Source organism: Phycobacter sedimenti (genome assembly GCF_038148855.1).
In the GTDB taxonomy this organism is placed as follows: Bacteria; Pseudomonadota; Alphaproteobacteria; order Rhodobacterales; family Rhodobacteraceae; genus Phycobacter; species Phycobacter sedimenti.
The window spans coordinates 80,920-103,048 of record NZ_JBBVGR010000009.1; the positions used below are offsets into that span (position 1 = coordinate 80,920).

Sequence of the window (22,129 nt, forward strand, 5' to 3'; positions counted from 1 at the left end):
GTTCGCAGCGATAGCAACGCGACGGCCACGGCCTGCGCCTCAGGTCAGCGCCTCAAGCCGAGCAACCTCTTCGCGAATGCCCTTTGACAGGGCCTCGGCAAAGCGGTTCAGGCGCTCGCTGCGCTGATCGCCCTGATGACGGACCAGGTAGAAACTGCGCGTCAGGCTGATCTTGTCGGTCAGCACCTTGCGCAAAACCCTGTGCGCGGGCAGCGCAAAATCATGCGCCACGCACAGCGCGGTGCCCTCGGCAGCCAGTTTGATCTGCACCGAGACCGAGTTGGAGGCCAGCGCCACCCGCTGTACGCCAAGATCGCTGAGATAGTCGAGTTCCCGGTCAAAGATCATATCGGGAATATAGCCGATCATGCGGTGGCCCTTGAGGTCCTCCAGGGTTTCCAAGGGCGGATGATCGCGCAGGTAGAGGCGGGAGCCGACGAGGTGCAGTTTGTAGTCGGTGATTTTCTGCACCAGAAGCTGCCCGGCGGTCGGCGCGCTGACCGTGACGGCCATATCCGCTTCGCGCCGCGACAGGTTGATGACACGCGGCAGGGCAACGATCTGGATGTCCAGATCCGGGTGTTCCTCGCCGATTGCGGCGCAGACCTGCGGCAGGATGTAGTTGGCGCTGCCATCCGGGGCACCGATGCGGATCTGGCCCGACAGGGTATCGCTTGGCCCGCTCAGCGCCTCCTGACCTGCGCGCATGGCCTGCTCGGCGGCCTCTGCATGGGCCAAAAGACGGTCTCCGGCGGCGCTGAGGGCATAACCTTGCGGGGATTTCACGAAGAGCGGCGTATCAAGAGCAGCCTCAAAACGGGCAACGCGCCGCCCCACCGTAGCCGGATCCATCTTGAGGATACGTCCGGCGCCGGACAGGCTCGCCTCGCGGGCAACCGCAAGAAACACTTTCATATCATCCCATTGTGGGTCCATGCCGGGGTCCTCCTCGACTGTCTAGCTGCCATGATGCCCTCGACACGCACTTTACCTGGCACGGCGGGCACCTGCGTTCCTGCAAAGCCTCTTTGAAATCTTTCCCCTTTTCCAGAGTTTTTTGCAAGCCTAGGATGCCGCCAAACTGTAGAGGGAGAGATCCGATGCAAGAGCTGACGCATTATATCAACGGCGAACACGTCAAAGGCACATCAGGCCGTTTTGCCGATGTGTTCAACCCGGCCACCGGCGAAGTGCAGGCCAAGGTGCCGCTCGCGTCCAAGGACGAGATGGAGCAGGCCGTTGCCATCGCTGCAGCCGCGCAGCCCGCATGGGCCGCCGTCAACCCCCAGCGCCGCGCCCGCGTGCTGATGAAATTCGTCGACCTGCTGAACCGCGACATGGACAAGCTGGCCGAGGCGCTGAGCCGCGAGCACGGCAAGACCCTGCCCGACGCCGCCGGTGACGTGCAGCGTGGCCTCGAGGTGGTGGAATACTGCATCGGCGCGCCGCAGATGCTGAAGGGTGAATTCACCGACAGCGCCGGCCCCGGCATCGACATGTACTCCATGCGTCAGGCCCTGGGCGTGACCGCGGGCATCACCCCGTTCAACTTCCCGGCCATGATCCCGATGTGGATGTTCGCGCCCGCCATCGCCTGCGGCAACGCCTTCATCCTGAAGCCCTCCGAGCGTGACCCCTCCGTGCCGCTGATGCTGGCCGAGCTGATGGAAGAAGCCGGTCTGCCCAAGGGCATCCTGCAGGTCGTCAACGGCGACAAGGAAGCGGTGGACGCGATCCTGTACAACGACACCATCCAGTCGGTCGGTTTCGTCGGCTCCACCCCGATCGCCGAATACATCTACGGCACCGGCTGTGCTCAGGGTAAGCGCGTCCAGTGCTTTGGCGGCGCCAAGAACCACATGATCATCATGCCCGACGCGGATCTGGATCAGGCCGCAGACGCGCTGATCGGTGCCGGTTACGGTGCGGCAGGCGAACGCTGCATGGCGATCTCGGTTGCGGTTCCGGTGGGCGAGGAAACCGCCGACCGCCTGATCGAAAAGCTGGTGCCCCGCATCGAAAAGCTGAAGGTCGGCCCCTACACCGCGGGCAATGACGTGGACTACGGCCCGGTTGTGACCGCAGCGGCGAAGGAAAACATCCTGCGCCTGGTGGAATCCGGTGTTGAGCAAGGCGCGAAACTGGTGGTCGATGGTCGGAACTTCAACCTGCAAGGCTATGAAGACGGATTCTTTGTCGGACCGCACCTGTTCGACAACGTGACCACCGACATGGATATCTACAAGAAAGAGATCTTTGGTCCCGTTCTGTCCACCGTGCGCGCCAAGACATATGAAGAGGCCCTCGGCTATGCCATGGACCACGAATACGGCAACGGCACCGCGATCTTTACTCGCGATGGCGACACCGCCCGTGATTTCGCCAACCGGATCAACATCGGCATGATCGGCATCAACGTTCCGATCCCGGTGCCGCTGGCCTATCACACCTTTGGTGGCTGGAAGAAATCCGCGTTCGGCGACCTGAACCAGCACGGCCCGGATGCGTTCAAATTCTACACCCGCACCAAGACCATCACCTCGCGCTGGCCTTCGGGCATCCGCGAAGGCGGCGAGTTCAACTTCAAGCCGATGGACTGATCCAGCCCATCAACGCTCCATCGAAAGCCCCGGCCCGCGCGCCGGGGCTTTTTCGTTTCCGCAAAAATTCCAGCACGACCTTGCGAAAGGGTCCTGTGGCAAACACATCTGCGTGAGGCACCCGCGAATACACCGGTTACCCTCTGGCCAAATTCACCAAAGCGAATATGTTCCGAAAATCGATGAGCAGAAACAAAGACACCACAGGAGGCAACATGGCACCCCGGATCACACGCCGCGCGACACTTCTTGGCCTGGCAGGCACCTTTGCCAGCCCCGCCATTCTGCGCGCACAGTCGACGGATGCCTTTCCCACGGATGAGGCACCGATCCGCGACACAGAGGCCGTAAAACGCAATATCTCGGCCTTCACCCAACAGAACTGGCAGGACCATTTCGACGAGCTGGGAGTCGGATGTCTCTTGGCGGATGTGACGTCCCGCGCAGTGCACTACTGGGGCGGTGACGGCGAAACCTACCGGCTGTTCCCCTCTTCGGTCCCCATGAGCGAAGAGCTGACCAAACGCGGTTACACAGAGGTCGTGCGCAAGGCCAAGAACCCGCGCTGGACCCCGACCCCTTCCATGCGGGAACGGGATCCAAGCCTGCCTGCATTCATGAAGGGCGGCCCCGGAAACCCGCTGGGCACCCGCGCCATGTACCTGAGCTGGCCTGCCTATCTGGTTCACGGCACCCACGACACCCGCAAGATTGGCCGTCAGAGCTCATCCGGGTGCATCGGGCTTTATAATCAGCACGTTGAAGAGCTCTATGAAATGGTTGAAATCGGCACCAAAGTGCGGATCCTTTAGGATCCGCACGGCTTTTGTCATTTCAAGGACATGTGCTTGGGCTTTGAGCCTTCCTCATAGCGCAGGATCGCCTTTTCCATCAGGTTCTCAAAGTCACGCACATACTGTTCGGAATCATAAAGCGGCGTGGTCCAGAGGTTATCCTTGAGACGCTGCTTGACCTCGTTCAGAGCCTCGCGGTCCGTTGCCAGTTTGTAGGCGAGATCGTAATACTCTTCCACGGTTTCGGTCACCAGATCCGGGCAACCGATGGCTGTCACGATGCTGGCGGCAACCCGTGCCGCGAATTGTTTCCCGGCCTTGGTCACGATCGGAAGCCCCGCAAAGACAGCCTCGCTTGCGGTGGTATGCGCGTTACAGTTGAACGCATCCAGGAACAAATCCGCCCGGCTCATCCTTGCCTGATGCATGGCCATGGTCACCTGCCCTGCAAAGACCACGCGATCAGGACCAATCCCACGCGCGGCAGCCTCACGCAGAAGATTCTCCCGAAGGGTTTCTGACGGCGCAAAGAGCCAGATCACACTGTCCGGCACATTGCGCAGAAGTTTCATCCAGACGTCGAATTCTGCGGGTGTGATCTTGTTCGGGTTATTGAGACTGCAGAAAACGAACGCGTCGTCTGGCAAGCCGAATTCAGCGCGTGTCGGAATCTCAGTCGCCATTTTGCGCGTATTATCATTCACCTGATAACAGTTAGGCATATTAAGGATCTTTTCACTGAAATGCTGGCGCTGCGATGGGGGCACCGTGATTTCATCCGCCAGGAAATAGTCCATCGTCGGCAAGCCGCTTGTTCCCGGGTAGCCAAGGAAGGCCACCTGCACCGGTGCGGCCCGCTCTGCAAAGACGGCCAGTCGTCCGCCCTTGGTGAAGGTCTTCATGTCGATGGCGACATCGACCCCATCCTTGCGCGCCAGTTCGGCCAGTTCATGATCGCTGATATCCCGCACATTGTGGTAGATGTCCGCGCTTTTCTTCAGGTCCTCTCGCACAGAGGCGGTATCCTCAGAGGTGGCGTAGTCGTAGATGCAGACCTCAAAACGCTCTCGATCAATGAGATCAAAGAAACGCCCCATCAAGAGCATCGTGGCATGCTCTCTGAAATCATCTGAGAAGAACCCAAGCCTGATTCTGCGCCCCTGAACGCTGGTGCGGGAGAAACGCTTGTTCTCCTTCACCGTTTTCATCATGAGCTTGCTGCGCGCCTCGACACGTATTTTGTGCAGGGCCGGATTGTCCGTTACCCCCAATAGCGCAAAGGGCTGAACCTCCATGGGATGCTTGTCGCCCAAACGCAGGATCTGCGGCAGCTTTTCAAAGAAGCTCCAGTCGCCATCTTTCATGCAGCAGTGGATCCAGTTGTAGCCGGCACAGGCGTCCATCGGGTTCGTATTGTGGGCGGCCAGATAGAACCCCTTGGCATCATGATAGTTCTTCATGATCGAAAGCCAGCTGCCGATCGAGTTCAGCGTTCTGGTGTCCAGGGGGTTGAGCCCCATGGCGTTCATGTAGCCCTTCATCGCCTCGTTCATGTTGTTCTGACGCAGGTAAATGTCACCTGAAAGGCGGTGCAGAACATAGTTGTCAGGATACGATATCAGACCGGCGTCTACCAATTCGCGCGCGCCTGGAAAATCGCCAGCCACCACCAGGGCCATGGCGTCATCGAGGAGCTTCTCTTCGCTTCGGGCCCCAACATCCTGCGGGTTCTGAAACGACCCAAGCGCATTTTCCTGCCCGCCCCCCGCACCTGCGGTTGATGCCGAGATGTTCCGGGCGTTTTTCTGTAGTTGGAAATCGAATTTTGACATGGATCACTTCCGAAGTTCTGACAGGTTTATGTACCGTTCGCCGGTACACGGGCTGGGATGAACAATATCGCCGTGCTCCCTAAGATTTCGTTTCCAACCACCCGGCTCCACCTGGCGGTGTGCCACGCCATTCCTGCAGCATGACTTTGCAATTGCGCAGCTTGCTCTGGGGGGATCGTCAGGATAAATAAATAAACAACCGTTCAATTCACACCGCGCCAGGGAGGACACGACGTGGATTTCGCTTTGACAGAAGAACAGGCCGCCATTTTCGACATGGCTTATGCCTTTGGTCAGGACAACATCGCGCCCTTCGCACGTCAGTGGGAAGCGGAAGGCACCATTCCCAAGGATCTGTGGCCCAAGGTGGGCGAGCTGGGCTTCGGTGGCCTTTACGTCAGCGAAGAGGGCGGCGGCTCGGGCCTGTCTCGCCTGGACGCGACGCTGGTCTTTGAGGCTCTGTCGATGGCCTGCCCGTCGGTTGCCGCCTTCCTGTCGATCCACAACATGTGCGCCAAGATGCTGGATACCTTTGCCAGCGACGAAATGAAGGCTCGGGTGATGCCGGATGTTCTGACCCTGAACACGGTGCTGTCCTACTGCCTGACCGAACCCGGATCGGGCTCGGATGCGGCCGCGCTGAAAACCCGCGCCGAGAAAACCAACGAAGGCTACACCCTGAATGGTACCAAGGCCTTCATCTCGGGCGGCGGCTACTCCGATGCCTATGTCTGCATGGTGCGCACCGGCGAGGATGGCCCCAAGGGGATCTCCACCGTTTATGTCGAGGATGGCACACCGGGCCTGTCCTTTGGCGGCCTTGAGGACAAGATGGGCTGGAAAAGCCAGCCCACCGCGCAGGTGCAATTCGACGATTGCAAGATCCCCGCGAACAACCTTGTGGGCGAAGAGGGTCAGGGCTTCAAATACGCCATGATGGGTCTCGATGGCGGGCGCCTCAACATCGCTTCCTGCTCGCTTGGGGCGGCGCAGACCGCGCTCAACATGACCCTGCAATATATGGGCGAGCGCAAGGCCTTCGGTAAATCCATCGACCAGTTCCAGGGGCTGCAATTCCGCCTTGCGGATATGGAGATCGAGCTTCAGGCCGCGCGCACCTTCCTGCGCCAGGCGGCCTGGAAACTGGATCAGGGCGCGCCGGATGCGACCAAGTTCTGCGCCATGGCCAAGAAATTCGTGACCGAGGCAGGATCGAAAGTGGTCGATCAGTGTCTTCAGCTGCACGGCGGCTATGGCTACCTGGCGGACTACGGGATCGAGAAGCTGGTGCGCGACCTTCGCGTCCACCAGATCCTTGAGGGCACCAACGAGATCATGCGCGTGATCGTTGCCCGGCACATGCTCTCTGAAAACCGCTGAGGCCGGGGATGAGCGATATCGACATCCGCGTGACCGGCTGCGCAGGCCGGATCACCCTGACCCGTGAAAAGGCCCTGAATGCCCTGTCCTACGACATGTGCATGGCCATTGACGCGGCGCTGAAAGACTGGGCCGAAGACGATGCCGTCAAGGTGGTCGTCATCGATGCGGCGGGCGACAAAGCCTTCTGCGCAGGCGGCGACATTGCCGAGCTTTATGCCACCGGCAAGGCCGGCGATTACGGCTATGGGCGCACCTTCTGGCGGGATGAGTACCGTCTGAACGCGCGCATTTTCGGCTACCCGAAACCGGTGGTCAGCTTCCTGCAGGGGTTCACCATGGGCGGCGGTGTCGGCATTGGCTGTCACGGAACCCACCGGATCGTCTGCGAAAGCAGCCAGATCTCAATGCCCGAGGTTGGTATCGGCCTGATCCCGGACGTGGGCGGCACGCTGATCCTGGCACTGGCCCCCGGTCGTCTGGGCGAATACCTGGGCCTGACCGCAGGCCGGATGAAGGCGGCTGACGCGATCTATGCCGGGTTCGCCGATCTCTACATCCCGAAAGACAAATGGGCCGGGCTGATCGCCGCCCTTGAGCAGGACGGAAACCCCGGCATTCTGGAGAACGCCGCAGAGGGCGCGCCGGAAGCCACGCTCGAAGCCATGCAGGGCGATATCGACCGGCTCTTTGCCGGCGAAACCCTGGGCGATATCCTGACCGACCTGAACCTGAACCGCTCGGAGTTTGCAGAAGGTGCCAGAAAGGCCCTTTTCCGCAACTCGCCGCTTTCCATGGCCTCCACGGTGGAAATCCTGCACCGTTTGCGTGGCGAAACGCTCAGCATCCAGCGCGCACTGGATCTGGAATATCGTTTTACCTATCGGTCGATGGAAAAGGGCGACTTTCTGGAAGGCATCCGCGCCCAGATCATTGACAAGGACCGGCAGCCCAAGTGGCAATATGCGGATCGTATCGTGCCCGCCGTGGCCGTCAGCCAGATGCTGATGCCGCTCGGCGCCGACGCACTGACATTTGAGGAGGAGTAACCCCATGAAAATCGGATTTATCGGCCTTGGCAACATGGGCGGCCCGATGGCTGCCAACCTGGCCGCCGCAGGTCACGATGTCACCGGCTTTGACATGGCAGAGGTCAGCATCGACGGCGTCACCCTTGCGGCCTCCGGCGCTGAAGCCGCAGAAGGCGCCGATGTGGTGATCACGATGCTGCCCAACGGCCAGATCCTGCGCAGCGTTGCCGATGAGATCATCCCGGCAATGAAAGCGGGCGCGGCTTTCGTGGATTGCTCCACCGTGGATGTGGATTCAGCGCGCGCCGTGGCCGAAAAGGCTGCTGCCGCTGGCCTGCTGCCGGTGGATGCGCCGGTTTCCGGCGGCATTGGCGGCGCTGCGGGTGGCACGCTGACCTTCATGGCGGGTGGATCCGCCGAGGCCTTTGAGAAGGCAAAGCCGCTGTTTGACATCATGGGACAGAAAGCCGTGCATTGCGGCGACGCAGGCGCCGGTCAGGCCGCGAAGATCTGCAACAACATGATCCTTGGTGTCACCATGATCGCCACCTGCGAGGCCTTTGCGCTGGCTGACAAACTGGGCCTCGACCGGCAAAAGATGTTCGACGTGGTCTCTACCTCCTCGGGCTACAGCTGGACCATGAACGCCTATTGCCCGGCGCCCGGCGTCGGCCCGCAGTCGCCCGCCGACAACGACTACAAGCCCGGTTTCGCGGCCGAATTGATGCTGAAGGACCTGCGCCTGTCGCAGCAGGCCGCAGGCAGCGCCGATGCGGATACCCCGATGGGTCAGCTGGCCGAGGCGCTTTATGCACAGTTCGTCGAGAATGAGGATGGCATGGGCATGGATTTCTCTGCCATGCTGCCCCGGTTCGAAAAACGCGGCCGCGACTAAGGCCAAGCGGATACGCGAAGACTGGGGCGGGCCAGACGGTACCGCCCCCTTTCATTGACCCACATCATGTTTTTCTGTCCGGGTCCGTTGTAACCTTGCCCTGTTTATCAGGAAAGGGATTACCATGTTTGCAAACAATGTTGGGGGTCTGGATAAGATCCTGCGGATCGTCGTCGGTGCCTTGCTGATCGTCGGCGCGCTGATGGGCTATGGATGGTGGATGTGGATCGGCATCGTGCCGCTGGTGACAGGCCTCATGGGCACCTGCCCGCTCTATTCGATCCTGGGTTTCAACACCTGCCCGATGAAGAAGTAGCCCGGCGTGGCCCCAGCCGCCGAAGCGGCGTAGGGGCCTGCCACTTTATTCCGCCGCGACCTACTGCGCTTCCAGCATAGGTTTGAGGTAGCGCCCGGTGTGGCTGCGGGGTTCCTTGGCGACATCTTCCGGCGTGCCGGTCGCAACGATCTCTCCACCGCCATCGCCGCCTTCGGGGCCGATGTCGATGATCCAGTCGGCGGTCTTGATCACGTCGAGGTTATGCTCGATCACCACCACCGAATTGCCCTGCTCCACCAATTCATGCAGCACTTCCAATAGCTTTTTCACATCCTCGAAATGCAGGCCCGTGGTGGGTTCATCGAGGATATATAGCGTACGGCCCGTAGAGCGTTTGGACAGTTCCTTCGAGAGTTTCACCCGCTGTGCCTCGCCCCCGGACAGGGTCGTCGCCTGCTGGCCAACCTTGATATAGCCAAGGCCCACCCGCATCAGCGCATCCATCTTGTCCCGGATCGAGGGCACGGCGGCAAAGAAGCCCTGCGCCTCTTCGACGGTCATATCCAGAACATCGGCGATGCTTTTGCCCTTGAAGGTGACCTCCAGCGTTTCGCGATTATAGCGCTTGCCCTTGCAGGTTTCGCATTCCACGTAGACGTCGGGCAGGAAGTGCATCTCGATCTTGATGACGCCATCGCCCTGACAGGCCTCGCAGCGCCCGCCCTTGACGTTGAAGGAGAAACGCCCGGGTTTGTAGCCGCGCGTCTTGGCCTCGGGCAGGCCCGCGAACCAATCGCGGATCGGGGTGAAGGCGCCGGTATAGGTGGCCGGGTTCGACCTCGGCGTGCGCCCGATGGGGCGCTGGTCAATGTCGATCACCTTGTCCAGATGCTCCAGCCCCTTGATGGTTTCGCAGGGCGCAGGGGTCTGGCGCGCGCCGTTCAGACGCATGGAGGCGGTCTTGAACAGGGTTTCGATCGTCAGGGTCGATTTCCCGCCGCCCGACACCCCGGTGACACAGACAAATTTTCCCAGGGGGAATTCGGCGGTCACCTCTTTCAGGTTGTTGCCCGTGGCCTTGACCACTTTGATCTTTTTCTTGTTACCCTTGCGCCGGGTGGCGGGGATCTCGATTTCCCGTGCGCCGGACAGATACTGCCCGGTGATCGAGGCCGGATCGGCCGCGATCTGCGGCGGTGTGCCGTGGCTGACCACTTGCCCGCCATGCACGCCCGCGCCGGGGCCGATGTCAAAGACGTAGTCGGCCTGACGGATCATATCCTCGTCATGCTCCACCACGATCACCGTATTGCCCTGATCGCGCAGGTTCTTGAGCGTGGTGATAAGCCGGTCGTTGTCGCGCTGATGGAGGCCAATGGAAGGCTCGTCCAGCACATAAAGCACGCCGGTGAGGCCCGAGCCGATCTGACTGGCCAACCGGATCCGCTGGCTTTCCCCGCCCGACAGCGTGCCCGAGTTGCGGCTGAGGGTCAGATATTCAAGGCCCACATTGTTGAGGAAACCCAACCGTTCGCGGATTTCCTTGACGATGGCGCGGGCGATTTCCTGTTTCTGGGTGCTCAGATGATTGGGCACATCCTCGATCCAGGCGAGCGCCTCGCGGATGGATTTCTGCACCACCTGCCCCACGTGGAGATCTGCGATGCGCACCGCCAACGCCTCTTCCCGCAGCCGGTAGCCGCCGCAGGCGCCGCAGGGGCGGTTGTTCTGGTAACGCTCAAATTCCTCGCGGATCCAGTTGCTGTCCGTCTCACGGTAGCGGCGTTCCATATTCGGGATCACGCCTTCAAAGACGCGCGTGACGTTGTAGACCCGCCCGCCCTCGTCATAGCGGAAGGCGATTTCCTCATCCCCGGAGCCGTATAGGAAAACCTGCTTCACATGGGCGGGCAGATCCTTCCAGGGCGTGTTCTTGTCGAACTCGTAATGCTTGGCGATTGCTTCAATGGTCTGCAGGAAATAAGGCGACTTGCCTTTGCGCCAAGGGGCCAGCGCCCCATCATAGACCCTGAGGCTTTGGTCCGGCACCACCAAGCGTTCGTCAAAGAACAGCTCCATCCCCAACCCGTCGCACTCGGGGCAGGCGCCAAAGGGCGCGTTGAAGGAGAACAGGCGCGGCTCGATCTCGGGGATGGTGAAGCCGCTGACGGGACAGGCGAAATTCTCCGAGAAGGTGATACGCTCGGGGTCGCCTTCGCGCGGCGCAGTTTCAAGGATGGCAATGCCATCGGCCAGATCCAGCGCGGTGCGCAAACTGTCCGCGAGGCGCGTTTCCAGCCCTTCGCGCACGACGATCCGGTCCACCACCACATCGATGTCATGGCGGAACTTCTTGTCCAGCGTCGGCGGCTCATCCAGCTCGTAGAACTCACCGTCGACCTTCACCCGCTGGAAGCCCTGCTTGCGCAGCTCAAGAAACTCCTTGCGGTACTCGCCCTTGCGGTCTCGCACGATGGGCGCCAGCAGGTAGCCGCGCGTCCCTTCCTCCAGCGCCATGATGCGGTCGACCATGTCCTGTACCTGCTGTGCCTCAATTGGCAGGCCGGTCGCAGGGCTATAGGGCGTGCCCGCGCGCGCAAAGAGCAGGCGGAGATAATCGTAGATCTCTGTCACCGTGCCGACAGTTGAGCGCGGGTTCTTGGAGGTCGTTTTCTGCTCGATCGAAATCGCGGGGGACAGGCCGCTGATGTGGTCCACATCGGGCTTTTCCATCATGTCCAGGAACTGGCGCGCATAGGCGCTCAGGCTTTCCACGTAGCGGCGCTGCCCCTCTGCGTAAATTGTATCGAAGGCCAGCGAAGATTTGCCCGAGCCCGAAAGGCCGGTGATCACCACCAGCTCATCGCGCGGAATATCCACGTCGATGCTTTTCAGGTTATGCTCGCGCGCGCCGCGCACCTCGATGGTTTTCAGCTCAGCCATGAAAGCCCCCAATACCCGCGCCCGGTCTGGACACCGGCGCTTGCCCCTAGAGATAGGCAAAGCTGCGCGAGTCTCCAACCCAAAATGAAGAACGTTCAGAGAACATTTTGATTTCTGCGGCGTATCGCCAACAGCGCATGTGCTGCGCCACCGCAGACAAAAGTGATTGAGGCCGTCAGCAGCATCGCATTGTAGCCCCCAAACGCCAGCACAGAGACCATCAGAGGCGTCCCGATGGTATTGCCCAGGTTTCCGGCCATGGCCATCGCCCCGTTGGATTTGGCCTGATCCGCCGCGCGGGCGTTGAGCTGCGCAACCGCGGCAAAGCTAGGCCCCTGCACCAGCCCCAAGGCCCCCGCCAGGGCGAGACAGCCAAGCGGGGCACCGGGTTCCAACCAGAGCCATATCAGCGACAAAGCACTGAAAGCGAAACCGGCCTGCACCAGGGTCACGGCGCTGAACCGACGCAGCAGACCCACGCCCAGTGTCATCGAAACCGCAATCGAGGTCAGCGGCATCGCGCCCATCACGAAACCCCGCCAGGCAGGATCCAGATAGGGCGGCAGGACGGTCAGGATGGCAACGAAACAGATCGTGTAGAACAACCAGCCCGCCGCGGGTGCGGCCAGCCAGGGGGAACGGAAGATCTGAATATGCAAGCGCGGCAGATCGGACAGGGTGGGCATCGGCTGGCGCTCCGGCACCGGCACATCCCGCAGGCTCCGCGCCAGCACCAGCGCCAGCACCGCCATAATCACGGCATGTGCCGCGAACAACGCCTGAACGCTCCCCGCCCGCGCCAAGGGCACGCCCAACCAGGACAGAAGCGCAAAGGCGACCGCAAAGAAGGTGCTCCACAGGGTCAACGCGACACCACGATGGCGGTTCGAACTGATCTGCGCAATCAGCGTCGGTGCCGCCACGACCACGCCAAGGTGCGACAGACCTTCGATCACGCGGGTCAGCAGGAAGGCGGAGAACGGGAGGTCCAGAACCTGCAGGGCCGACATCAGCGCGCCGCTGGCAAGCGCAGCAACCAGCGTGCGACGAAACCCGACGGCCGAGACAACCATTCCCGCTATGATCCCCAGAAGGATACCGAGGAACCCGACCAGCGACACGGTGAATCCAATCGCGCTGCCGACATCAGGATACAAGTCCGTCATCTGATCGAAAACGACGCTGACCTTGCCGTATTGGGCCGCCGCCCCAAGACCCGCGCACCAGATAAGGAGGATCAGCCCCCAGCGTGTCTGTCCGCTCGCCGCCATTACGAAACCCAGTGAAATCTGTTCAATCAAAAAGCGCCGGGGCGCCACTGGCTAATATCCTGAAAAGAAGGCCACCACCAGACAAGCAAAGAAAAACCGCCCAAAGCAAGCCAGAGCCTTGGGCGGTTCCGTTTTGCGGTATCGGACTCTCAGAAATGAATGGTTCGGTCAAAAGCGTTCAGCACGCTTTCATGCATCATCTCGCTAAGGGTCGGATGCGGGAAAACCGTGTTCATCAGGTCTTCTTCGGTGGTTTCCAACTGACGCCCCACCACATAGCCCTGGATCAGCTCGGTCACTTCGGCCCCGATCATATGCGCGCCGAGCAGCTCTCCGGTCTTGGCATCGAAGATCGTCTTGATCATACCCTCGGGTTCACCCAGCGCGATTGCCTTGCCGTTGCCGACAAAGGGAAAGCGGCCGACCTTGATCTCGTATCCCAGTTCCTTGGCCTTGGCCTCGGTATAGCCGACGCTTGCGACCTGCGGGTGGCAATAGGTGCAGCCCGCGATGCTTTCGGGTTTGACAGGGTGGGCGTGTTTGCCAGCGATCAGCTCGGCAACCATGACGCCTTCGTGGCTGGCTTTATGGGCAAGCCACGGGGCACCCGCGATATCACCAATGGCATAGAGACCATCGACACCTGTGCGGCAGTAGGCGTCGGTCACCACATGGGTGCGGTCAATCTTGACGCCAAGCGCCTCAAGCCCCAGACCTTCGACATTGCCGACGATCCCCACGGCAGAGATCACCGTGTCGAACTCCATCTTTTCGACCTTGCCGCCGGTTTCGATATGGGCTGTCACCTTGCCTTTTGCGCGATCGAGCTGTTTCACCATGGATTTCTCCATGATCTTCATGCCCTGCTTTTCAAAGGCCTTCCTGGCCATCCCCGAAATTTCGGCATCCTCGACCGGCAGTACCCGGTCCATCACCTCGACCACGGTGGTATCGGCGCCCAGCGTGTTGAAGAAGCTCGCAAATTCGATGCCGATGGCACCCGATCCGATAACGAGCAGCTTTTTCGGCATCCGCGGCGCCACCAGCGCGTGGCGGTAGGTCCAGACCAGATCACCGTCCGCCTCCAGGCCCGGCAGTTCGCGCGCGCGGGCGCCAGTGGCCAGGATGATGCTCTTCGCCGTCAGATCCTCTGTCCCCTTGTCGGTCTTGACCGTCACCTTGCCCTTGGCCGGGATCGTCGCCTCTCCCATGATCACGGTGACCTTGTTCTTCTTCAACAGATGCGCAACGCCCGAAGACAACTGTTTTGCCACCCCGCGCGAGCGTTTGACGACCGCATCAAGGTCATATCCGATGCCATCGGCTTTCAACCCGAATTCCTTGGCGCGGTGCATCAGGTGGAACACCTCGGAAGAACGCAGCATGGCCTTGGTCGGGATACAGCCCCAGTTGAGACAGATGCCGCCAAGGTTCTCACGCTCGATCACCGCAGTCTTCAGCCCCAACTGTGCGGCGCGGATGGCTGCCACATAGCCCCCCGGCCCTGCGCCGATTACGATCACGTCAAAGGTTTGTGCGGCCATGGTATCCCTCGCCAAACTGGATCTAAAACTAGTTTACCGTTAAACTAGTTCTCCAAACACTGCAATCTCGGTTTCCGGGATCCTGCCATGCGCAATCAGCCCTGTGGCAGTCTGGACCCCCAAAGCACACCGGCGATTGCGTCCTCAGCCAACCATAGGCACAGTAAAACCGGCGCGCCAATAAAATCGCCCCAGGTTCGGATGCGCGCAGCACGCCACAGGATATGGAGCCGGAAAACATGACCAAAGCCTTCTGGGATCTGGCAAAAGCCATGATCAATGCGACACTTCTGCTTGCGGCCCTGTGCCTGTTCCTGGGCTGGCAGCTGTTTGCGTCCGTAGGGCGTTTGACCGACCAGCTTGTGGACACACGTGACAGCCTGGCACCCATCCATCAAGATTTGCGCGGTCTGAAAAATGACCTTGGGCAGATCAAAGCCACCCTCACGTCCGGGACACCCCATGGCCCCGAGGTCACTGATGCTCTGATCAAACTCGATCAGCGTCTTGCCGACGCACAACGCGTCCTTGGCGAAAAACTGGGTTCCATAGACCAAATCGCCATCACCGCTGCCGAAACCTTTGCCGCAAGTCTGGTGCGGGGTATCGCAGAGACCTTTGGGCGCACGCCCCGGTCAGACGTTTAGCACCGACGCACGACCCAAACGGGGCCTTGTTGACTGGCTGTTGTCAGTCAGCTTGCCTGTTGCAGCATCCGAACAGTCTCGCCGTACCCGCCTTCCTGGACATAGGCGATCTCGGGCGCGGTGCTGTGGCGCAACAGCGCCTCATTGCGATAGGGGAAGCGTCCGAACTCGCGGATCACGGCACGATGGGCACGGGCATGTAGCAGGTTCGACTCGCCGCTTTGCGGCATCCGTTCCTTCATCAACCGCACGCACCGCTCCTGATCGCATAGGTTCTCGGAATGCATCAACGGCAGGTAGAAGAACTGCCGCGCGGGCTCGTCGATCTTCATGTCCCATTTCTTGTGAAGTGCGTTCTTGGCGGCAGCCAGTGCAATTGCGTCAGAGGCAAAAGCGCGACCCGACCCACGGAACATGTTTCGCGGCAACTGGTCAGTCAGCACAATGTAGGCCAGCGTTCCGCTCGGGTAGGTAAGCCACAGGGAAAACCGGCCCTCACACGCCGCCTCCCAGGTGGATTGAAACTTTTGACGAACACGCTCATCCAATTCGTCGTCTTGCAGGTACCACCCTTTTTCTCCGACCTCATCCAGCCAGAACTCCAGGATGTCTTCGGGGCGAACCATTTTGCCTTCTCCACTTGTAACACGCCCCTCCACCTTCAAAGATTTGGCCAACGCATTTCAAGCCACGGGAGCGTCACGAATTGCAACAAGAGCGGCATTCGGTGAAATATTGCTCACGTTTTCGGCACGTTAGCGCCATCAGCGCACCTCTTGCGCGGTTTCCTGCTCTTCCAGTTCGGTTTCAATGGCATATTCCTGGGCAAATTCCACCGCAACCGGAGAGCCGGTCGGCGCCATCGGGGCAATGGTGCCCGATTCGTCAACAGCAACCGATGCACGCTGAGTCATCCGGTAGAGCGCATAGGCAGCCAGCGCTAAGGTCAGCACCGCCATGATCAGGAAAAAGCCCGGCGGGCCCAAAATGCCGTCCCCCATCAACCAACCGGTGATCAGCGGGCCGGTGATGGCGCCAAGGCCGTTGATGAACACCAGCCCGCCCGAAGCTGCCGCCATGTCATCATAGTCGAGGTAGTCGTTGGTATGCGCGATGAGCAGCGAATACAGCGGGTTGGTCATGCCCCCGATCAGGAAGGCCGCCACCAGCAGAAAGACAAAATTCCCGCCAAGCGCCATGCCCAGAACCGCCGCCGCGCCGCTGCAGGCAGCGGCAAACAGGATGACTACACGGCGGTCCATCCGGTCTGACACCCAGCCAAGCGGGTATTGCAGCACCAATGCGCCGACATAGAATGTGGCCACGAACAGGGAAATCTGCGGCAGGGTCAGCCCGGCAGAGGCGCCATAGACCGCGCTCATGCCGAATTGTGCTGAGAATACGCCGCCCAGAAGGAACATACCGACACAGCCCAGAGGGGAGGCCTCCATCAGCTTGGACAGGCTCATCGGTTTGGTGGTGTCAAAGGCTGGCGTGGGCGAGATCGACAAAAGAATGGGCGCAAAGGAGACCGAGATGACGACAGAGGCGATCACGAAGGTCTCATAGCCCGACGGGTTGCCCACCAGCATCAAGGCCTGGGCCGTCACGATCCCAAGCATCTGCACCAGCATATAGAGCGACAGCGCCTTGCCGCGGTTGGCATTGTCGGCAGCATTGTTCAGCCAGCTCTCGGCGGTCACATACACGCCGGAAAAGCAGAACCCGATCAGCACCCGGCCCAACATCCAGGCAAAGGGGTTGGTGATCGCGGGATAGAGAATCATCACCGCCGAAATCAGCGAGGCGAGTGCCGCAAAGACCCGCACGTGGCCAACCCGCCGGATCATCTCGGGCGCCATGCGCGAGCCGCCCAGAAAGCCGACGAAATAGGCCGACATCACAAAGGACATCTCAAGCGTCGAAAAGCCTTCAAGATCGCCGCGCACGCCCAGAATGGTGCCCTGCAGGCCGTTTCCGACCATCAGCATGCCCATGCCCAAAAGCAGCGCCCATGCGCTCGACAGTACCTGCCACATCGCTCGAATTACCTTTGTTGCCTGTCGTCGGCCGCCCGGTGCCGGGTGGCCAGTGTTTCATGTCAACCGCCGCCCGGGCCGGTGCGGATCCTGAGACCGCGGACCGGAACAGTCGCTTACTGCGTGATCGTTTTCATTCCAGCGCCTTGAATGCAACCAATAGGCCCTGATTATTGCTAAGAGGACCTTAGCGCGCTCAAAGAATTCACGTCTGATCCGCGCCCGCCGCAGGCGGGATCAAAAGCGACGCATCGCCGTAAGAAAAGAACCGGTAGCGGTTTTCGACCGCATGAGCGTAGATCTGGCGGATGCATTCCTGCCCCATCAGGGCCGAGACCAGCATCATCAGGGTCGAGCGGGGCAGGTGGAAATTGGTCATCAGGGCGTCTGCCACCTGGAAGGTAAAGCCGGGGTAGATGAAAATATCCGTCTCTCCCTCCCACGGGGTGATCTCGCCGCTGCGCGCCGCGCTTTCGATCAGGCGCAGGGCGGTGGTGCCCACCGGGATCACCCGTCCGCCCGCCGCCTTGGTCGCGGCGATCTCGGCAGCCGCCTCGGGGCTCACCCGGCCCCATTCGGCGTGCATCTTGTGGGTGGTCACATCGTCCACCTTGACCGGCAGGAAGGTGCCCGCGCCAACATGAAGGGTCACATAGGTGAAGGTCACACCGTGCTGCGCCAGCGCCTTCAGGAGCGGTTCGTCAAAATGCAGCGACGCCGTGGGCGCCGCCACCGCGCCAGAGTTTCTGGCCCAGACGGTCTGGTAATCGGTCTTGTCCTGCTCGTCCGCGGCGCGTTTGGCGGCGATATAGGGCGGCAAGGGCATCGCCCCCGCTTCGGCAAGCGCCTCCTCGAAGTCATCCCCCTCAAGAGTGAACCGCAAGGCACCCTGCCCCTCTTCCACGCGCTCCAGCGTGGCGCTGAAACCCTCGGCAAAAACGATCTCTTCGCCCGGTTTGATTTTCTTGAGCGGCTTGAGCAGGGCAGCCCAGGTTCCGTCGGCCCCCGGCTCCAACAGCGTGACCTCGATCCGCGCTTCCGTCTGCCCCTGGGCGCTGCTGCGGTGGCGCAGGCCCGAAAGACGCGCAGGGATAACCTTGGTGTCATTCAACACAAGGCGATCACCAGGGTGCAGCCACTGCGTCAGATCATGGACATGGGCGTCCGAAATTTCGGTGCCATTTGCCACCAGAAGACGGGCCGAACTGCGCGGTACGGCAGGTCGGGTCGCGATCAGATCCTCGGGGAGGTCGAAATCAAAGTCACTCAGTTTCATGCCGCGCCATATAGTGGCTTCGCAACGCCTTGACCACGGCAAAGCGCACATCCTTTGCCTAGCGCTCGCCCGCCTGCGAGTTTTCCGGTGGCGCCGACGGCTTTTCCGGGGCCAGCGGCCCGCTGGAAGGCACCTCGGCTGCCGGTGTCTGCCCCGGAACCTGGGGCGTGCGCCCCCGGAACAGTTCGCGGAACATCCCCGGCGCCAAGGCAGACAACGGGTTGACCTGCACAGCCGGATCATCCGCAGTGCCGCGCAGGCGGAAGGAAAAACCGATCAACCCTTCTCCCTTGCGGGTAAGAACACTACCGATCGCATTCAGCATGTAGAGCGGAGAAATCACCCCGCGCATGTCCAGCGCCGTGGTGTTCAGATTGTAGTTTCCATCCATGGACAGGCCGATCGACGGTCCCACGGCGCTGCTTTCGTGGACAATCAGATGGGTCGCGCCAAGCCTGAACTTTGCCTCCACCTCCGCGAACAGGATACCCTGTCCCGACAGCTCGTTGACCAATCCGACCAGGCTGATGGCATTGACCAGCGCCGCCATGGAGGGCGCGTCCTTGATCCGCGTGTTACGCACTGTCATGCGGCCATCGTACTCGCCCGCCCGCGCGGCCGGCACCAGCGTCATGTCAAAGCTGCCGCCCTGCCCGTGCCGCAGCACTCCGGCAGACCGAAAGATCCCCCCCGCATCGGCCGACTTGATCCGCGTCGCCGTGCCCCCGCCTTCCGGCAACAGGATCCCGCTCAGGGGCGTTTGACCATTGAGACTGGCCCTGAATTCACCGCGAAATCCGCCCGCCACAGAGAAACGCCCGGCAAACCCGGTCAGCGCAATGCTGTCAGTGACCTGCAGACGGTCGAGGTTGAGCGTGACGGGACCAATGCCGCCAGCACCCGTGCCGCTGCTGCCACTGCCGCCGCTGCTGCTTGTGAACGGCGCCGCGCGCATGTCGATCCGCCCGCCGTCCATGCGCAACTCTGGCGGCGCCGCGCCGCGCCCGATCAGCGAAACCGGCCCGTCCATCCAGCCTCCCAGGGATACCGAACTGAAAACAGCGCGGTCCAAACCGCCGTCCTCTTGCGTTGTCACGGTCCCCTCGGCCCGCAGCCCCGCCGCATCGATGCGCAACCGGTCCACAGAGGGCTGAGCGCGCAGGGTCACGATCATATCGAGCACCCCTTCCGCCTCAGGGGGCTTGCGCCAGTCGAGGCTGGGAATACGCAGACCAATGCCAGCAAGCACAGAGGTCAGGCTGAGTTCGGGCGGAACCCCGGGCGTCAGCCGCAGACTGTAGCGCCCTGTCCCGGCACCAAACACGGTTCCCGGCGGCAGACCGATATTGAAGGTCGTGACCACATCTTCGGACAGGGCGACGTCGCCGGTCACAAAACTCGTCGGATCCACTCCGGCTCCGATCTCCTGGCGCCAGGTTGCAGTCAACGGCACACCCGACAAGGTCCCCTCTCCGGAAAGCTCCACATGGCCCTGATCTCCGCGGATGGTCAGGCGCTCTGAACGGACCTCCTGACCCGGCACAAGAACGCGGCTGGTCACATCCGTGACCTCTCCGGAATAGTGATACAGAATTTCCTCTGGCGCGACGCCAGTGCGCAACGGTACGGACAACGTTCCGGCGAGACGCACCGCCGCCTGTGCCAGGTCCACCGGCAACCCGGCTTTTGACATCACCTCAAGGGGGGGACGATCCAGCAGGGACAGAGCCGCTGTGATGGGCCCTGACGCCTCAACCCGTGCGATCCCGGGAGCGCCCCCCTTGACCGAAGTGTCAGGAATGATGAACGAGGTGCCGGCAACATCGATACGACCTCCCTCATCCGCTGTCACATGTCCTGAACTAGCAATCGCGACGAGACGCGTACCATGCAGATTGAAGTGACCGGATGCGCCCTGCAGCGGAGGCAGGTTCTTTTGAAACCGGACGTTCACATCGGAAAAGCTCGTGTCCAGATGCAGGAACGGCCGCCCTCGGCCCTCACCGCGCAAGGCGACCTCGCCATCCTTGAAGGTTCCCGTGAACAGGTTCTCCCGGACCCACTCCCGGGGCTTTGGCGGCGCGGCCGCCGGCCAGAGTTCCTTGACGCGCTGAACCGAAATCTCGTCCACTTTGCCGTTCAGCGCATAGGTCCAACCCTCGGGGCCTGCCGCAGCACTCCCATCCAATAGCACGCGGGTCTCGCCGTCGCGCACCAGCATTTCACCCACCTCCAGGCGGAACGGCTCGGTATGCAGGCGGAAATCGGCCCGCAGGCCCGCAAACTTGAGCGGTGCGTCATAAAGGTAGCCCGGGTTGATCTCGAGGTCCGACACCCTGAGTTGCCCGACCAGTTCGGTCAGCCTGCCGTTCTGGATTCCGCTCAGCTCGGCGCGCCCTTCCATCATGCCGGACACCCAGCCGCTTTGAATCTTGAGCTCGTCAAACTGCAGCGCCTGTTCCGCCGGGAAATAGGTAAAATAGCTATGGGCGCTCTTGATCGGCACCGGCAGGGTTTCCGGCGACGGCTGGATGACACCCTGTCCGATCTGCAGGCTTGCCGCCAAGCTCAGCAATTCGCCCGTACTCCCGATGCCGCCACGCAGCGAGCCGGAGATCGGTGCCCGAAGCGCCTGCAGCCATCCAAGGACGGGCGCCTGCGCTGAGATGTCCTCGCTTGCAATATCGTTGAACAGAAACCCGAATTCGGCGGATGCATCCCCGATGTCGGATCTGTAGTTGGCCTCCATGCTGCCAACATACTGACGTCCGCTCAGCACGGAAAAACCGCTGGACAGCGACAGGCGCCTGCCATCTCTGAGGAGGCGGACCGAGCCACCGTCCAGGGTCCAGACGCGATTGATCCGACCATCCTCGTACCGCAGGGTGACAGCCTCAGTCGTGACTTCGCTCAGCGCCAGAAGCCCAGGGCGCTCCAGTTGACTGTCCCAGGTCTCGATCAGTTTCGGCAAATCGGACGCCGATCGCAGCGGGGTGCCCGTGTCCGAAAAGCTGATCGCAAAGTTACCATCAGCATCCCTGCGAAGGGCTGCGAAAAGGCCGCTGAGCCAGACTTTCTTTGGTTGAAAACGCCCGCGCAACAAGGGACGCATGGCGAGCGAGATCTCGGCATCGGCGAGGCGTGCAACCGCAGCGCCATCTGCTTGCCGCAATATCACATCCCGCAAACCGATTGTGGGTCGCCACCCGCGGTTGACCACCATGTGGACCTGTCCGAACTCGATCTCCAGACCGCCAAGGTTCTGCTCCAGCCGGGTCTCAACGCGCTGCCGTACCCAGTCCGGCACCGAAAGCCGCATGCCGATCCCGAAATAGAGCGCACCACCGACCAGCAGGGACACTGCCAAAAGCAGATACACAAAGTACCTGAGCCATTTCCGCCCCCGCAGGCGCGCGACCTTGAACCCGCCCACAGCAGTCTCGGCGGCCCTGTTCGGCCCCGGCACTGAAGTTGCCGATACGCTGGCACTGGCATCCGGCCTGTCGGCAGGATCGGGTCGCACGTGGTCCGCCTCCGCGTCGATCTGTTCTTTCCCTTTGTCCGCCATAGTCTATCTATGGCACCCGACACTGCAAAACC

16 protein-coding genes are annotated in these 22,129 nt (G+C 61.3%); 7 read left to right on the forward strand and 9 right to left on the reverse strand.

All coding sequences use genetic code 11. From position 1 onward, the window contains the following. Positions 1–39 precede the first annotated feature (39 nt). Positions 40–936, reverse strand: coding sequence for a LysR family transcriptional regulator (locus AADA15_RS16145; protein WP_341642590.1), 897 nt, complete (start codon positions 934–936; stop codon positions 40–42). Positions 937–1,100: 164 nt separating this feature from the next. Between AADA15_RS16145 and AADA15_RS16150 the strand changes: the two genes are divergently transcribed. After that, complete coding sequence (locus tag AADA15_RS16150) at positions 1,101–2,600, forward strand: CoA-acylating methylmalonate-semialdehyde dehydrogenase (RefSeq protein WP_341642591.1); 1,500 nt, start codon at positions 1,101–1,103, stop codon at positions 2,598–2,600. A 215-nt stretch (positions 2,601–2,815) separates the two neighbouring features. Then, on the forward strand, positions 2,816–3,412 hold the full coding sequence (locus AADA15_RS16155; RefSeq protein WP_341642592.1) for a L,D-transpeptidase: 597 nt from the start codon (positions 2,816–2,818) through the stop codon (positions 3,410–3,412). Positions 3,413–3,429: 17 nt separating this feature from the next. Here the strand turns inward: AADA15_RS16155 and AADA15_RS16160 are convergent, their stop codons facing one another. Next, positions 3,430–5,226 carry an O-linked N-acetylglucosamine transferase, SPINDLY family protein gene (locus tag AADA15_RS16160; protein ID WP_341642593.1) on the reverse strand — a complete coding sequence of 599 codons (1,797 nt, stop codon included), beginning with the start codon at positions 5,224–5,226 and terminating at the stop codon, positions 3,430–3,432. A gap of 234 nt (positions 5,227–5,460) precedes the next feature. On the opposite strand from AADA15_RS16160, the gene AADA15_RS16165 reads away from it, so the two are divergent. The 4 genes from AADA15_RS16165 (at position 5,461) to AADA15_RS16180 (ending at position 8,848) form a co-directional block, all read left to right on the forward strand. Further along, a complete protein-coding gene (locus AADA15_RS16165; protein ID WP_341642594.1) occupies positions 5,461–6,606 on the forward strand; it encodes an acyl-CoA dehydrogenase family protein in 1,146 nt (381 codons plus the stop codon). 8 nt (positions 6,607–6,614) lie between these two features. Continuing rightward, positions 6,615–7,655 carry an enoyl-CoA hydratase/isomerase family protein gene (locus AADA15_RS16170; protein WP_341642595.1) on the forward strand — a complete coding sequence of 347 codons (1,041 nt, stop codon included), beginning with the start codon at positions 6,615–6,617 and terminating at the stop codon, positions 7,653–7,655. A 4-nt stretch (positions 7,656–7,659) separates the two neighbouring features. Then, complete coding sequence (gene mmsB, locus AADA15_RS16175; protein ID WP_341642596.1) at positions 7,660–8,532, forward strand: 3-hydroxyisobutyrate dehydrogenase; 873 nt, start codon at positions 7,660–7,662, stop codon at positions 8,530–8,532. Between the two features lie 124 nt (positions 8,533–8,656). Further along, complete coding sequence (locus tag AADA15_RS16180) at positions 8,657–8,848, forward strand: YgaP family membrane protein (protein WP_341642597.1); 192 nt, start codon at positions 8,657–8,659, stop codon at positions 8,846–8,848. A gap of 60 nt (positions 8,849–8,908) precedes the next feature. On the opposite strand, the gene uvrA is transcribed toward AADA15_RS16180, so the two are convergent. The 3 genes from uvrA to lpdA form a co-directional block, all read right to left on the reverse strand. Beyond that, entirely contained in the window at positions 8,909–11,752 is a 2,844-nt protein-coding gene (uvrA, locus tag AADA15_RS16185) for an excinuclease ABC subunit UvrA (RefSeq protein WP_341642598.1), read from the reverse strand. Between the two features lie 95 nt (positions 11,753–11,847). Beyond that, positions 11,848–13,023 (reverse strand): MFS transporter, encoded by a 1,176-nt coding sequence (locus AADA15_RS16190; protein WP_341642599.1) that lies wholly within the window; start codon positions 13,021–13,023, stop codon positions 11,848–11,850. A 149-nt stretch (positions 13,024–13,172) separates the two neighbouring features. After that, positions 13,173–14,567: a dihydrolipoyl dehydrogenase gene (gene lpdA / locus AADA15_RS16195; RefSeq protein ID WP_341642600.1), complete on the reverse strand. Its 1,395-nt coding sequence runs from the start codon at positions 14,565–14,567 to the stop codon at positions 13,173–13,175. Positions 14,568–14,806: 239 nt separating this feature from the next. Here lpdA and AADA15_RS16200 point away from each other — a divergent pair, with 239 nt between their 5' ends. After that, positions 14,807–15,214 carry a hypothetical protein gene (locus AADA15_RS16200; protein ID WP_341642601.1) on the forward strand — a complete coding sequence of 136 codons (408 nt, stop codon included), beginning with the start codon at positions 14,807–14,809 and terminating at the stop codon, positions 15,212–15,214. 47 nt (positions 15,215–15,261) lie between these two features. On the opposite strand, the gene AADA15_RS16205 is transcribed toward AADA15_RS16200, so the two are convergent. The 4 genes from AADA15_RS16205 to AADA15_RS16220 form a co-directional block, all read right to left on the reverse strand. Beyond that, positions 15,262–15,840 (reverse strand): DUF924 family protein, encoded by a 579-nt coding sequence (locus AADA15_RS16205; RefSeq protein ID WP_341642602.1) that lies wholly within the window; start codon positions 15,838–15,840, stop codon positions 15,262–15,264. Positions 15,841–15,978: 138 nt separating this feature from the next. Next, positions 15,979–17,253 carry an MFS transporter gene (locus tag AADA15_RS16210; RefSeq protein WP_341642603.1) on the reverse strand — a complete coding sequence of 425 codons (1,275 nt, stop codon included), beginning with the start codon at positions 17,251–17,253 and terminating at the stop codon, positions 15,979–15,981. Between the two features lie 205 nt (positions 17,254–17,458). Further along, positions 17,459–18,529 carry a tRNA preQ1(34) S-adenosylmethionine ribosyltransferase-isomerase QueA gene (gene queA / locus AADA15_RS16215; RefSeq protein WP_341642604.1) on the reverse strand — a complete coding sequence of 357 codons (1,071 nt, stop codon included), beginning with the start codon at positions 18,527–18,529 and terminating at the stop codon, positions 17,459–17,461. A 58-nt stretch (positions 18,530–18,587) separates the two neighbouring features. Beyond that, the gene (locus AADA15_RS16220) at positions 18,588–22,097 is read right to left on the reverse strand and encodes a YhdP family protein (RefSeq protein ID WP_341642605.1); all 3,510 of its coding nucleotides are present in this window, start codon (positions 22,095–22,097) and stop codon (positions 18,588–18,590) included. Positions 22,098–22,129 lie beyond the last annotated feature (32 nt).

What these genes read in the sequence shown, in the direction of transcription:
- AADA15_RS16145 (WP_341642590.1), bottom strand. Translation starts at nt 936, where the DNA reads ATGGACCCACAATGGGATGATATGAAAGTGTTTCTTGCGGTTGCCCGC.
- AADA15_RS16150 (WP_341642591.1), top strand. Translation starts at nt 1,101, where the DNA reads ATGCAAGAGCTGACGCATTATATCAACGGCGAACACGTCAAAGGCACA.
- AADA15_RS16155 (WP_341642592.1), top strand. Translation starts at nt 2,816, where the DNA reads ATGGCACCCCGGATCACACGCCGCGCGACACTTCTTGGCCTGGCAGGC.
- AADA15_RS16160 (WP_341642593.1), bottom strand. Translation starts at nt 5,226, where the DNA reads ATGTCAAAATTCGATTTCCAACTACAGAAAAACGCCCGGAACATCTCG.
- AADA15_RS16170 (WP_341642595.1), top strand. Translation starts at nt 6,615, where the DNA reads ATGAGCGATATCGACATCCGCGTGACCGGCTGCGCAGGCCGGATCACC.
- mmsB (WP_341642596.1), top strand. Translation starts at nt 7,660, where the DNA reads ATGAAAATCGGATTTATCGGCCTTGGCAACATGGGCGGCCCGATGGCT.
- AADA15_RS16180 (WP_341642597.1), top strand. Translation starts at nt 8,657, where the DNA reads ATGTTTGCAAACAATGTTGGGGGTCTGGATAAGATCCTGCGGATCGTC.
- uvrA (WP_341642598.1), bottom strand. Translation starts at nt 11,752, where the DNA reads ATGGCTGAGCTGAAAACCATCGAGGTGCGCGGCGCGCGCGAGCATAAC.
- AADA15_RS16190 (WP_341642599.1), bottom strand. Translation starts at nt 13,023, where the DNA reads ATGGCGGCGAGCGGACAGACACGCTGGGGGCTGATCCTCCTTATCTGG.
- lpdA (WP_341642600.1), bottom strand. Translation starts at nt 14,567, where the DNA reads ATGGCCGCACAAACCTTTGACGTGATCGTAATCGGCGCAGGGCCGGGG.
- AADA15_RS16200 (WP_341642601.1), top strand. Translation starts at nt 14,807, where the DNA reads ATGACCAAAGCCTTCTGGGATCTGGCAAAAGCCATGATCAATGCGACA.
- AADA15_RS16205 (WP_341642602.1), bottom strand. Translation starts at nt 15,840, where the DNA reads ATGGTTCGCCCCGAAGACATCCTGGAGTTCTGGCTGGATGAGGTCGGA.
- AADA15_RS16210 (WP_341642603.1), bottom strand. Translation starts at nt 17,253, where the DNA reads ATGTGGCAGGTACTGTCGAGCGCATGGGCGCTGCTTTTGGGCATGGGC.
- queA (WP_341642604.1), bottom strand. Translation starts at nt 18,529, where the DNA reads ATGAAACTGAGTGACTTTGATTTCGACCTCCCCGAGGATCTGATCGCG.
- AADA15_RS16220 (WP_341642605.1), bottom strand. Translation starts at nt 22,097, where the DNA reads ATGGCGGACAAAGGGAAAGAACAGATCGACGCGGAGGCGGACCACGTG.